Source organism: uncultured Christiangramia sp., assembly GCF_913046405.1.
Taxonomy (GTDB): Bacteria; Bacteroidota; Bacteroidia; order Flavobacteriales; family Flavobacteriaceae; genus Christiangramia; species Christiangramia marina.
This window is the reverse complement of record NZ_CAJWRQ010000090.1, coordinates 1-11,811: the sequence shown is the minus strand read 5'-3', so window position 1 is coordinate 11,811 and position 11,811 is coordinate 1. Positions and strand designations below refer to the sequence as shown.

The following is an 11,811-nucleotide window of genomic DNA, read 5'->3' as shown; positions in this document are numbered from 1 at the left end:
GTCTATGATGCTGAAAAAATTACTTCTCAATATCAAAGATTAACCAATGCATTTAGGGTTGATGAACTAAGAATTCACTACGCTGTAAAAGCACTTTCTAATATTTCGATCCTGAAATTACTTAATTCCCTAGGTTGCGGATTGGATACCGTATCGATTCAAGAAGTAAAACTGGGAATACAGGCAGGTGTTTCACCTGAAAAGATCATTTACACGCCTAATGGTGTTTCCCTGGAAGAAATTGAGGAAGTCGTAACATTAGGAGCCCAGATCAACATAGATAATCTTTCCATTTTGGAACAGTTTGGGAGCAGGCATCCAGAAATTCCTGTTTGCATTCGCATTAATCCTCATGTGATGGCAGGTGGAAATTCAAAAATTTCTGTTGGACATATTGATTCCAAATTCGGGATCAGTATTCACCAAATGCCACATTTGTTAAGGATTGTAGAAAATACAGGAATGCATATTAACGGTATTCATATGCATACTGGAAGTGATATTCTTGATATTGGAGTTTTTCTTCATGCTTCAGAAATTCTTTTTGAAGCAGCACGAAACTTTGAAGAACTTGAATTCATAGATTTTGGAAGTGGTTTCAAAGTTCCTTACCGTCCTGGCGATATAGAAACCGACATCGAAGATCTGGGTGAACAACTCACCCGGAAGTTTAAAGCATTTTGCAAGGAATACGGTCGTGATCTTGCACTCGCTTTTGAACCTGGTAAATACCTTGTAAGTGACGCAGGGAAATTCCTGGCGAAGGTGAATGTGATCAAACAAACCACCTCAACTGTTTTTGCAGGAATCGACTCAGGATTTAATCATCTTATCAGACCAATGTTCTATGGTTCACATCACGAAATCACCAATATTAGTAATCCGGATGCGAAGAACAGGTTCTACAGTGTCGTAGGCTATATTTGTGAAACCGATACTTTCGGAAATAACCGGCGTATTTCTGAAATAAGGGAAGGTGACATTTTAAGTTTTAGCAATGCCGGAGCTTATTGCTTTAGCATGGCCAGCAATTTCAATTCCAGATTGAGGCCTGCGGAAGTATTATGGTATAACAACCAGGCTCACCTAATTAGAGAACGTGAAGTTTTTGAAGATCTTACAAGGCATCAGATCGAACTTGAATTTGAAACTAAAGAGACTGAAGTTTCAGAAGTTCAGGATTAAACAACGTATAGGTAAATTGATATAAAATGGGAGAATGTTCCTATGAGCACCAAAACGTGAAAGATAGCGTGATTAAAAGGTATTTTCTTCAGCATAAATAGGATAGCCCCTATAGTATAGGAAACCCCTCCTGCTCCCAGCCACCATAAACCTTCAGTACTCAGATTTTCTACCATGGAATTTCCGGCGAAAACAATAATCCAGCCCATCGCCACATACATGATGGTAGAGAGCAACTGGTATTTGCCAGTGAAGAAAAATTTCAGAATTATTCCCGCCAGTGCGATCAGCCAGACGGTCCAAAGTATGATATCTCCAACCAGGCCGGGTAAACTAATGACTGCAAAAGGTGTATAGGTCCCAGCGATCAAAACATAAATTGATGCGTGATCCAGAATATTCAATCTGGCTCTCTTTTGATGGTCTTTAGCGCTATGGTACAAAGTACTCGCCGCATACAACAGGATCATACTGGCACCAAATACTGAAAAACTTATAAGATAAGCGGAAGAATCAAATTCTAATGCGCGCTCGATAAGCAGGTAAAGTGCAACAATACTAAGCAAAAATCCTATGCCGTGGGAAATTATATTCAGACGTTCCTCTTCTGGTGGATAGTATTTAGGCTCCATGTTTTTTTCCATGGAGCAAAATTAATCTTTTTAAGAAATTCCTTCTATACTTCTAATAGAAACCAGTTATGCCGGGATTTTCACAAAGGTTTCCACTCCATACCCATCTGCCCTGTTCCTGATTTCGAAGATGTACTTGTCCTTGTACAAATTTCTCAATCGATCATCAATATTTCTTAATCCAACGCCTTTTTCAAGCAGTTCTTTGTGAGTGAGTTTTAGAGGTTCTCCATCGTTCTCAACTTTGATGATCAGGCAACCTTTTTCTTCACGTATTTTGATAAGGATATGAAGATTTGTATGATCATAAGAATATCCATGCTTGATAGAGTTTTCTATCATTGGCTGTAGTAACATCGCCGGAATCTTCTTCAGCAGTAGTGAGTCGTCAATATCCTTTTTTATACTAAGATGATCTGAAAACCGAACATTCAGAATATTGAGATAATATTCCAGGATCCTGAGTTCCTCATCAAGGCTAATGCGGTTTCTATCACTATGGTAAAGGATCTCTCGTAGAAAATCGCTAAGATCTGCAATTGTATCCTTCGCTTTATTACTATCCAGATCTGTTAACACAGCAATACTATTAAGCGTATTGAACAAAAAATGAGGTTGTAATTGAGAGGAAAGCATACGCATCCTGGTGTTCATTAACTGACTTTCCAATTTCGAATGTCGTTTTTCTGCTTCTTTTACCTGGCGGAGATAATAGTAGGTATAGATGATAAAAATCATCGCAAAATAGATCAGAAAATTCAGGTCAAGCACATAGACAAATGCGTTTACACTTTTCCGAAGATCAAATTCTGCAAGGCTTATTCTTCCTGCAAGTATGGAATAGAAATCAAATACAAGCCTGATAATAAGGCCTATTAATATGGAGAACAGGGTGTGTATGAAAATGATCTTTACCCAGGAATAGTTCTTATTTAGAAACCTCTTTGTACTAATCGCAATGAGCGTCATATAGCTTACTACGATGATGTAATCAAAGAGCATATTGTAGACAAGAAAGTCAGCCCAGCTGAAGTGTTGCATTTCCTTAGGCATAAACTCTTGCATATACGCTGTTTTTGCTATATGTATGAGGTCAAACATCAGGTAGAATCCTGCGAGTAAAAGTACCAGTTTGAAATCTATATACTTTTGTTTTAGTTCATGAAGACTCATTAAATTCCAATTTTTTCAAGAAACTCCTTCTTATGGGATTTGCTTACATGTAACAATTCACCACAAGTCATTTTTGCATCGATCTCAGAGTAATCTGAATGGATAATCTCATGTACAAAATTGAGATTTACGATCGTAGACCTGTGGATCCTGATAAAATTATGATCCAGGATTTCTTCAAGATTGTTCAACGATTCTCTCAGCAAATGCTTCTTGCCTTCCACATAAATTTCAGCATAATAACCAGATGCCTGTATATAATGTATTTCTCGAGGGTCCACCAGTGAGGTCTTATTGCCTTGTTTAACTGGAATTTTTGAAACCGAATTCAGATGCAGGTTGCTTTTAGAATATTCATGAAATAGTTCTACGAGTCGTTTTTCAAAATTCTCCTGAGCTTCAGAAGTAGTAGTGTTCAAAACCTTTGTAATTGTTTTAAAAAATCTTTCATCCTTAAAAGGTTTCAGAAGAAAATCAAATGCTTCCGCATCAAAAGCTTTAAGGGCGTAAGTGTCATAGGCCGTTACAAATATTACGATTGGTTTAGGATGTATTTCGATCTTCTTGAGCACATCAAAACCATTCATATCTTTCATGTTAATATCGAGAAAAATAAGATCAGGTTTGTCACGATTAATTTTTTCAATAGCAGTTTTGCCATTGGAACACTCACCAAGAATGTCTATTTGCGATATATCTTCCAGTAGATTAAGAACACGTTTTCGGGCTAGTTCCTCATCATCGATGATTAAAGCTTTCATATAAAATGTTATTTGGCTATTACAAGTTATGATTATTTACAATAAGTCAAATTGCCTGAGCCTGTAGTAAATATTGATCTATAAGCGTTTGATTCTATGATTGCTGAATAAAGGGCTATCGAACTTTATCCGACAGCCCTCTGACTAACTAACTACTAACCTGTTTTTAATTACTTGCTACCGACACTCTTGAAATTGTACTCGGATTCAACTTAACTGTTCGTTTTTGATTTGCATTTTCCAACCTGATCTTATAAATTTCCCTGTTCACGAACTCTCCTTTTCCAGAAGCTACGTATTTATTCGAAACCATGGTCCAGCCCTTATTCGAACTATAAAGTTCAGATCGTAATGCTGATGGTAAAGCGATATTTTTAAATTTCTGACTGGTTCTTTGCAACTTTCCTTTTTTATCGAATTCGGCTGCCAGGTAACCTTTGTTGCTTCTAAAAGTTACCTGATAGGTAACAAAGTTCTCTTCTGCCAGTTCTTCCAGCATCGCAGTGATGTCAAGATTGGAGCGCATAAAGGCGATTGGATCTTTCTCAAATTCTCCGGATTGTTTTTCGGTTACGGAGTAAGTAAAACCATCGCCAGATTTAACAAATTTCGATTTGTTGGTTTCCAGACGAACTTCAGCTTCGTCTAATTCAATTTCCTGTGCGTTTCCAAATGCTGTTACTGCGATTAGCAATAATGAAATAAATAAAGTCTTCATAATGTACGTTTTTTGAATGATGAATAATGATTTATTGATATCACTAAACTACATTCAAACAATAGATACAATTGACTCAATGATCTGGAGCACAGGTTTCTGGAACTGAAGACTGGAAAAAAAGATCTAAGTTGAAAAGGAGGGTTATGGAGAGCAAGATGAAAGAAACTAGTTGTTCACCGCTCTAAAATGATGTTTCACAATGTATTCTAAGCTAACGACAGCTTTATACATAGGCAGTGAAAATTGTCCTTATTAATCAAGATCCATCATTGGACCTGATCTGAATATAGTAGCAGAAGTCATTCGCTTTCGAACTTTACGGAGTGAACTCAATTCGCGTTTGTAAGATTTAATCAGCTTTTTCTGCCTGGAATTGTCTTTTCTCAACTGATAATAAATAGCTCCAATAATGGTAATAGCTGCACCCAATACTGAACAAAATAATGTAGTATCCATTTTGTTTGTTTTTGAATTTAAATCTTTGGGGGGATCTATAAAGATAAATTTCAAAGCCACTTAACTTCTTAAAATTGAGTTAATTAACGTCGATAAAGAACAAAAAAAGAGATCAATTAAATTCATGATCCCTTTTATAAACCTCGGATTAAATGTCAATTAATATAGCACACGGAATCTAATTGTACCCTGTATACCTTTCAATTCCTTGATCACCACCTCATCGTAAGCCTTGTCAATATCTGTAATCACATAACCAATGGTTTCATTGGTTTTTAGATACTGTCCAACAATGTTGATATCGTTGGCCGCAAGTATTCTGTTTATATGAGCTATGATCCCAGGTTTGTTATGGTGAATATGGATAAGCCTGTGAGCGTTTTCAAGAATTGGAAGTTGTAAATTCGGGAAATTCACCGAGTTTGTAGTACTTCCCGTGTTAATGTAATTAATGATCTTTCCTGGTACAAAATTTCCGATATTTTCCTGAGCTTCTTCCGTAGAACCTCCAATATGCGGAGTAAGAATAAGATTAGGTAAACCTCTTAACGCTGATTCAAATTCTTCCTGGTTCGTCTTAGGCTCTTTTGGAAAAACATCCACCCCTGCTCCAATGATCCTTTTGCTTTCAATATGCTTTCGTAGCGCATCTACATCAACCACCTGTCCCCTGGCGAGATTCAGGAATACACTTCCTTCCTTCATCCATCCAAACTGTTTATCGCCAATCATATTGGTATTTTCCTTGCGCCCGTCAACATGCAGGGTTACAATATCAACTTTTTCGAATAGCTCTTTCAAACTATTACATTTAGTGGCGTTCCCCAAAGCAAGTCTCTCCACTAGATCATAATAATAAACATCGAAACCGATCGCCTCTGCTACTACAGATAATTGCGATCCAATATTCCCGTAACCAACGATTCCCAGTTTCTTTCCCCGGGTTTCGTAGCTACCTTTGGCAGATTTGTTCCATTCCCCTCGATGCATTTCTGCAATTCTATCGGGCAGATTTCTCATTAAAAGGATGATCTCTCCTATCGCCAGTTCCACTACAGACCTGGTATTACTATACGGCGCATTAAAAACTGCAACTCCTTTTTTAAGACAGGCTTCCAGATCGATCTGGTTCGTTCCAATACAAAAAGCGCCAACTGCGATGAGTCGGTTTGCATTTTCTAGCACCTTTTCAGTTAAATTGGTCTTGGACCTGATCCCAAGGATGGAGACATCTTTGATCTTTTCTGCAAGTTCCTGCTCATCCAGAGCACCAGAAACTGTCTCTACATTATAACCTTCCTCCTTCATTATGGCAACGGCATCTGCATGCACATTTTCAAGAAGTAATACTTTAATTCTGTTCTTAGGGTATGATATTGCTTTGTTCATTTTGTGTAAGTATAGAAATTCGTCCAGGCTGGGAGTTACATGATCTGCTTTTTCAAGCACCTCTCCACGTTGAACATTTTCAGTAAAAGCGTAAAATTTATTGGCCAGTCCAGCCGCCTTGATCTCGTAATCGTTGTATCCATCGCCAATCACATAAACGTCTCCTTGAAGATCCATTTGCTTTAGCAGTGCGACCTTACCGTTGCTTGAAGATAATACATTATCTCTGTCAAAGCCAGTGATATGTCCATTTTCAGAAGTAAAAGTATTTGCATATACATTTTCCTCTCTCACTCCAAGCTCCTTTACTATAGGAACGATAATCTCCTTGAAACCATTGGAAATTATATAGATATGATCCTTGTTCTCCTGGAAGAAGGCTTCATTTCTCACAAAAGAAACAGACACCTTGCTTTTAAGATCTTCGATCACCTGAGGGATCATATTCATATCTGCTTCCAGGATCTCGAGTCTTTTCTCGAGTGATTCTCTAAAACCTATTTTTCCTGCCATTGCAAGATCTGTAAGCTCGGTTAATCGGTGTAGTTTCTGATCCTTTTCAGGATGAGATTTCAAGCTGATCTCGCCCAGAACATCCAATGCTTCCACTTGTGTAAAAGTGCTGTCAAAATCAATTACATAATGTCGGTTCTCCTTCATAGCAGGATTCAATTCGGTTGAAATTATTTATAAAACTAGTTGTTTTCTGAAGATTTAAAAATTACTTATTCCTTCTAATTTTACTGAATTAGCATATTCTCAATTTCAGTTTAAAATTTTTATTTAATCTGAAAAACATAAGCGGAATTAAGGTTTTGCCTGATTTTAATTCAATCATTCAGAAAAGAATTCGATCTCAGGATCTTATCCTTCCAGTACTTCGATCACTCCTAAAGCTGCGCGCTCACCACTAAGCATAGCCGCATTCTGGGAGCCATTCAATAGTTGATCACCGGCAAGGAAAACCTGTGTACTCAAACGGGCTTCCGTAGATTGCAGTTCATACTGAATATTTTTCAAGTCTGGAAGCGCCTTTGGAATATAGAACTGTTTTAAAAATTTGATCGTTTTAATGCCAAATTCAAACTTTAGTTCTTCTGAAACCTTCTCAACCAATTCTTCTTCGCTGTATTCTACATCACGTACAATGGTTGCCGATAACAGCTTTCCTTCTGAAGTATTGTTGTTTAAAATTGAAGAGTGGTAAAAAATATTATTGACCAGTTTCTCTTTATCAGATTGTAAACCTATGATCGCATCCCCGATTACATCCTCTTCCACGGTAAAATATAGACATCGGCATGATTTCCACTCCTGTTTTTGACCCCGAAGATTGGCTACCATCGAACTTGCTTCCGTAGCGATAATGGTAAAATGAGATTTTACTTGCTCGCCATTTTCCAGAGTCAGCACATCATCAGTTACCTGTTTAATCCTGGAATTAAAATTCACCTTGGTGGTCTTCAGCCTTTTATACAGTTGCATTGGGATCGCGTCAATTCCATCTTTCGGGATGACCGCATCGCCTTCACCAAACATTTTATAGACGAACTCGAACATTCTGCTGGAAGTGTTCAAATCTGGTTCAAGAAAAATTCCGGAGAAAAAAGGTCTGAAAAAATTACTGATCATCTTTTCTGAAAATCCTTTATTCTGAAGGTATTGCAGCGTCGTGGTTTCCTCTTTGTTGAAGATTTCCTGAATGCTTAGCTTCTTAAGCTCAAGGTTGAGTTTAAGAACTTTGAATTTATCTGAAATCGACCCGATATTTGAGAAAATTGTAGGAAGTAATGCCGAAATATCTCTGGTAGGATCTCCAATCCTGGTACTTTCACGCTTATTGTAAATCACTGCGCCGGGCTTCAGCTTTTGAAGCTGCAATGCTTCCAGATCAAGATATTGCCGAACTTTTGGATACTGACTCAACATTACCTGGAAACCTCTGTCTAGCTGATACCCATCCACTTCAAATGTTCGCAACCTTCCTCCTACGTGACTTTCAGCTTCATAGATTGTAGGTTGATACCCATGATCTTCAAGCACTCTGGCTGCAACGAGTCCGCTTAAACCAGCTCCAATAATATTAATACTGTAATCTTCTTTTTCCATAACAACTCAAATGTAAAACTAAAAAGCAGCAGAAGGTTCTATAGAATTGTTAACATTCTCAAGATTACTACTTTAATATCCATGGTCGCCAGCAGATCTTTATTGTCAAAATTGTTGGTAAAAACCTGCTATTTTAAATGCTTCCGGTTTTCCTGAAACTCAAATTTCACTATCTTGATTTCTCGAATTTCTTACCTGAAATTCAACGACTCCTCACTTGCGGCGACAAGATCTGTCACAGGTGCAGCTTACTTTAGCATTATAAAATTTTTGCATGAAAATAGTTCATACTGCCGACTGGCATATTGGAAAGAAACTACATAAGCATGATCTTAGTGAAGACTTCGATCTATTTATCAACTGGCTCACAAAGTTTATAGAAGATAAAAAGGTAGATCTGCTCTTGATCTCCGGGGATATTTTTGACCTGGCGAACCCGTCTTCTGAAGCTCGCAGGCAATATTATCGCGCACTCATTCGCTTACAAAAACTGAATTGTAAGATTATTGCCACCGGTGGAAATCATGATTCTCCTGCAATGCTGGACGCCCCACAGGAAATTATGCGGGCCCTAGATCTTAGTGTTATTGGCGGCCTGCCGCAAGATCTGGATGAAGTGATCATTCCGGTAAAAAATAAAAGCGGTGAAACAGAACTAGTGGTTGCAGCGATCCCATACTTACGCGATGCCGATCTTAGAAGTGGTGAACAGGCTTCTAATCATGAAGATAGGATTGAAGCTATTAGATTGGGAATTGAAAGAGTCTTTACTGAAGCTGCAGCTATTTGCAAACACAAATACCCGGGAATTCCTGCAATCGCCATGGGACATTTATTTACGGCGGGAATTGAATCTTCAGAAAGTGAACGAGACATACAAATTGGTAATCTTGCTGCTTTCCGGGCTTCACAATTCGGAAGTTATTACGAGTATCTCGCGTTAGGACATATTCACAAACCTCAAAGAGTTTCCGCAGAAAAACCTGTTTTCTATAGTGGATCTCCATTCCCGCTAAGTTTTAGTGAAAGAGCCGATGAAAAAAGAATTCTTTTACTGGATACCAATACCGGCTATGAACCAGATAGCATTGCGATTCCGAATTTTAGGAAGCTTATAAAGTTGAGTGGAAATCTTAGCGAACTGGAATTAAAACTTAATTCACTGGAGCATAACTCCAGTTTAAAATCTTTAATAGAAGTAGACCTTATAGAAGAACAGTATGACGCACAGAAAGTCTATGCGCTGGACCAGTTAGTAGATCAATTTCAAACCGATGGTTTCGAGATCGTAAAACAGCGTGTTCAGTTTAAAAATCAGATAGAAGGTAGTTCCCAGTTGTATGATGAGGACCAGCAATTGGAAGACCTGAAGCCAAAAGATGTTTTTGCTGAATTAATAGCTACTCACCAATACTCTAGAGATGATCAAAATGAGATCATTGCTGCTTTTGATGAAATACTTGAAGAAGTTCACTCTGGAAATACCGGCAATTAAATGAAGATCTTAAAAATAGAATTCGAGAATATCAATTCCCTCAAGGGATCTCATAGTATCGATTTTACCAAAGAACCTTTTACCACGAATTCGCTTTTTGCAATCACTGGTCCAACAGGTAGCGGGAAAAGCAGTATTCTCGATGTGATCTCGCTGGCATTGTTTAATCATGTGCCTAGATTGGGAAAGATTACCAAAAACGAAATTGCCACAAAAGGAGCGATCCTTACCCGCAACCAGAAAAACGCGATGGCCCGCATTACCTATAGCTGTAATTCCGGGATCTACAGTTCCCAATGGACCATTGAAATAAACCGAAACAAAAATTTGAATGATTATGAAATGGAACTTCATGATCATCAATCTGGCAAATTGATTGATTTGAAAAAGTCATTGATCCCAGGTAAGAATGAAGAATTGATTGGTCTCAATTATAACCAGTTCATAAAAGCTGTGTTGTTGGCGCAGGGTGAATTTGCCCAATTCCTGAGGGCAAAGAAGGATGAACGAGGTGAATTACTGGAGAAGATCACTGGAACCGGCATCTATCGACAGCTTGGAATTCGAGCTTTTGAAAAGAATAAGGAAGCTAGCCAGGAGATCATTCAGCAGCAGAACGAGATCAGGATCATAGATCAAAATTTGCTTAGTGATGAAGATTTTGCTGAGAAACAGCTAGATCTAAAGGAAAAATCACAGACCTGTGAAAACTGGAGATCTGAGATAGAAAGTATAAAAAAAGCTATTGAGTTTAAAAAATCTGTCTCAGACCTGGAATTGCAACTTTCAATTTTAAAGTCTTCGGAAGCAAAAGCCAAATCACAACTAGAAGATTTCGAAAAGGAACAGGGAAAACGTTTAAAATTGCATGAGAAGATCGAACCCAAAGCTGCAAGATTTCGGGAATGGTCTCAAAACATTGCTAGAATAAAGGAACTGGAAGCTGAAAGGTCCAGACTCTCTAATAAGCTCATTTCTACGAAAAATAACATTGAACAGCTGCTGGAAAACGCTTCAGCGCTTACAAGATTAAAACTTTCAGAAGAAAATCTGGAAAAAGGCATATTCGATTTTAGACAACGAGTGCTAGATCTACAGCAAAAAAGAGCAGATAAACTTTCTCTTTATACCACCAGAAAGGAACAGTTGAAAACAGAATTAAGAGATACGGAAATTTCAGTGAGTGATGATGCGGCTGAATTAAAATCGAATCTCAATACTACTTTTAGCACTATTTCTTCAGAATTAAACCTGCTACTTCAGAAACATCAAATTGCGACAATCGAAGATATTTCAGAAGAAATGGAAAAGCTGCGAGTATTTCAGAAGCGATCGCGGGATGCCTATCGTAATTTCATGGAGCTCCAGGATAGCAGAAAGGAGTCTGGCGCGGTACTGGAGCAGCTGAAACTTCTGGAACCTGAACTTAAAGCTGCACCTGAAAAAATCAACAAACTATCCAAAGACACTGCCCTACTGAAGTCGGATCTGGCAAACAAGCAGCTTAGCCTTGAAAATTTGAAGTTACGTGCGAGCCTGGAAGAACACAGAAAAAATCTGGTAGATGGAAAGCCATGTCCTCTGTGTGGAGCGACAGATCATCCTCTTGCCGAAGAAAATGAGGGGAGTGCTTCAGTTCTGGAAACTGAAATTGCAAGTCTGACAAAGAGCTACGAGAGTTCCCGGGAGCTACTTACTAGGGAAGAATCTAAACTTGAGAATATCAGGAAAAACTTCAGTGAATATTCTGAAAAGTTGAAAGCACTTCAACTAATGGAAGAAGAGCAAATTCAGCGTTTAACTATTAATTATGAGGAATTCAGCAATTTAAAGTCTAAGGAAGAATTTCAGAAATATGAGAACAGTCTGGAAGAGAAATCCCGGGATCTG

The 11,811-nt window shown here is 38.1% G+C and carries 10 protein-coding genes; 3 read left to right on the top strand and 7 right to left on the bottom strand.

Annotated features, from left to right (window positions below; genetic code table 11):
- On the top strand, positions 1-1,185 hold a 1,185-nt coding region (gene lysA / locus QZ620_RS11280), incomplete at its 5' end, for a diaminopimelate decarboxylase (protein ID WP_295181668.1).
- Here lysA and QZ620_RS11275 read toward each other — a convergent pair.
- From QZ620_RS11275 to QZ620_RS11245, 7 genes are all read right to left on the bottom strand, one after another.
- On the bottom strand, positions 1,182-1,829 hold the full coding sequence (locus QZ620_RS11275; RefSeq protein WP_295181666.1) for a hemolysin III family protein: 648 nt from the start codon (positions 1,827-1,829) through the stop codon (positions 1,182-1,184). The two genes, lysA and QZ620_RS11275, sit on opposite strands and share 4 nt — an antisense overlap.
- A 54-nt stretch (positions 1,830-1,883) precedes the next feature.
- Positions 1,884-2,990, bottom strand: coding sequence for a histidine kinase (locus tag QZ620_RS11270; RefSeq protein WP_295181664.1), 1,107 nt, complete (start codon positions 2,988-2,990; stop codon positions 1,884-1,886).
- Positions 2,990-3,751 (bottom strand): LytTR family DNA-binding domain-containing protein, encoded by a 762-nt coding sequence (locus tag QZ620_RS11265; protein ID WP_295181662.1) that lies wholly within the window; start codon positions 3,749-3,751, stop codon positions 2,990-2,992. The genes QZ620_RS11270 and QZ620_RS11265 overlap by 1 nt, the downstream gene beginning before the upstream one ends.
- Positions 3,752-3,917: 166 nt before the next feature.
- Complete coding sequence (locus QZ620_RS11260; RefSeq protein WP_295181660.1) at positions 3,918-4,469, bottom strand: hypothetical protein; 552 nt, start codon at positions 4,467-4,469, stop codon at positions 3,918-3,920.
- Between the two features lie 255 nt (positions 4,470-4,724).
- The gene (locus QZ620_RS11255) at positions 4,725-4,928 is read right to left on the bottom strand and encodes a hypothetical protein (protein ID WP_295181658.1); all 204 of its coding nucleotides are present in this window, start codon (positions 4,926-4,928) and stop codon (positions 4,725-4,727) included.
- Positions 4,929-5,087: 159 nt separating this feature from the next.
- Positions 5,088-6,977 carry a phosphoglycerate dehydrogenase gene (gene serA, locus QZ620_RS11250; protein WP_295181656.1) on the bottom strand — a complete coding sequence of 630 codons (1,890 nt, stop codon included), beginning with the start codon at positions 6,975-6,977 and terminating at the stop codon, positions 5,088-5,090.
- Positions 6,978-7,181: 204 nt separating this feature from the next.
- Positions 7,182-8,426, bottom strand: coding sequence for an NAD(P)/FAD-dependent oxidoreductase (locus QZ620_RS11245; RefSeq protein WP_295181654.1), 1,245 nt, complete (start codon positions 8,424-8,426; stop codon positions 7,182-7,184).
- 274 nt (positions 8,427-8,700) lie between these two features.
- Between QZ620_RS11245 and sbcD the strand changes: the two genes are divergently transcribed.
- Both sbcD and QZ620_RS11235 read left to right on the top strand, forming a co-directional pair.
- Complete coding sequence (sbcD, locus tag QZ620_RS11240; RefSeq protein ID WP_295181652.1) at positions 8,701-9,921, top strand: exonuclease subunit SbcD; 1,221 nt, start codon at positions 8,701-8,703, stop codon at positions 9,919-9,921.
- The coding region (locus QZ620_RS11235) for an AAA family ATPase (RefSeq protein ID WP_295181650.1) at positions 9,922-11,811 on the top strand (1,890 nt) is incomplete at its 3' end.